General features: G+C 33.1%; 1 protein-coding gene. It reads left to right on the plus strand.

The window, feature by feature from the left end; translation table 11 throughout:
- Positions 1–98 precede the first annotated feature (98 nt).
- A protein-coding gene (locus IU405_RS00845; protein WP_197436751.1) for an IS3 family transposase occupies positions 99–1177 on the plus strand; the annotation gives its coding sequence in 2 pieces (ribosomal slippage) (positions 99–360 and positions 360–1177; 1080 coding nt in all).
- The last annotated feature ends 42 nt before the right edge of the window (positions 1178–1219 follow it).

Genomic DNA, 1219 nt, shown 5'->3' on the forward strand with positions numbered 1-1219 from the left:
TGTAAGCTTCCCCAAAATTCGGCCATTTAAAAATAGAATTCGACAAGCGACGCAGGAGCGCGTTCAGTAAAAATTATTAAATTTAAAGCCGAAAACTTATGAAGACAACCCAATTTACCGAAAACCAGATTGTTGCCATTTTAAAACAACATGAGCAAGGAGTGAAAGTTACTGATATTGCCAGAGCCAATGGTATATCCGACAAAACGTTTTATCGTTGGAAAAGCAAATATGGAGGTATGGATGCCACAGAACTAAAACGTATAAAAGAACTAGAAGCAGAGAATTCAAAACTCAAAAGAATGTATGCTGATTTAGCACTGATGAATCAAGCATTAAAAGATGTGATTGAAAAAAAGCTTTAACGCTTTGCGAGAAAAAAGAACTAGTCACTTACATCACAAGTAATTATGCTATAAGTGAACGTAAAGCGTGTAAAATAATCTCAGTTCCTAGAAGTAGCTTCAGTTACAAGGCGGCTGTTAAGCAAGATGATGTATTTATAAAACAACTTGATCAGCTGGTACAAAAACATGTAACCATTGGGTTTTGGCAAAGTTATCATCGCATACGAAAGTCAGGAACTCTTGTTAATCACAAAAAATTATATCGCATTTATACATCCATGAAATTAAACATAAGAAGACGTTCTAAAAAAAGATTACCCGCAAGAGTCAAACAACAACTATTTCAACCAGCAAAAATGAACGAAGTTTGGAGTGTTGATTTTATGAGTGATTCTCTGTGGAATGGTAGAAGAATCCGATTATTAAACGTTATAGATGATTATAATAGAGAAGTTTTGATGATTGAAACAGACACCTCATTACCAACACTAAGAGTTATTAGATGCTTAGCCCAAATAGGCGAACGTAGAGGATTACCAAAAATGATTAGAGTGGATAATGGACCTGAGTTTATAAGTGCAAAACTAGATATATGGTGCAAAGAAAATGAGATAAAACTCATATTTATCCAGCCAGGAGAACCAACACAAAATGCTTTTATTGAAAGATTAAACGGAACTTTTAGAAGAGATATACTCAATGCTTACGTGTTTAAATCTATCCAAGAAGTAAAAGATATAAGTCAAGAGTGGATAAACGATTACAATTACAATAGACCACATAAATCACTTAAAAATAAATCACCAATTGAATACAGATTAAATGAATAAAAATTCTATTTTTGAATGGATCGAATTTAAGGGAAGCTTACA

The sequence above is a fragment of the Polaribacter sp. BAL334 genome (assembly GCF_015767435.1).
Lineage (GTDB): Bacteria > Bacteroidota > Bacteroidia > Flavobacteriales > Flavobacteriaceae > Polaribacter.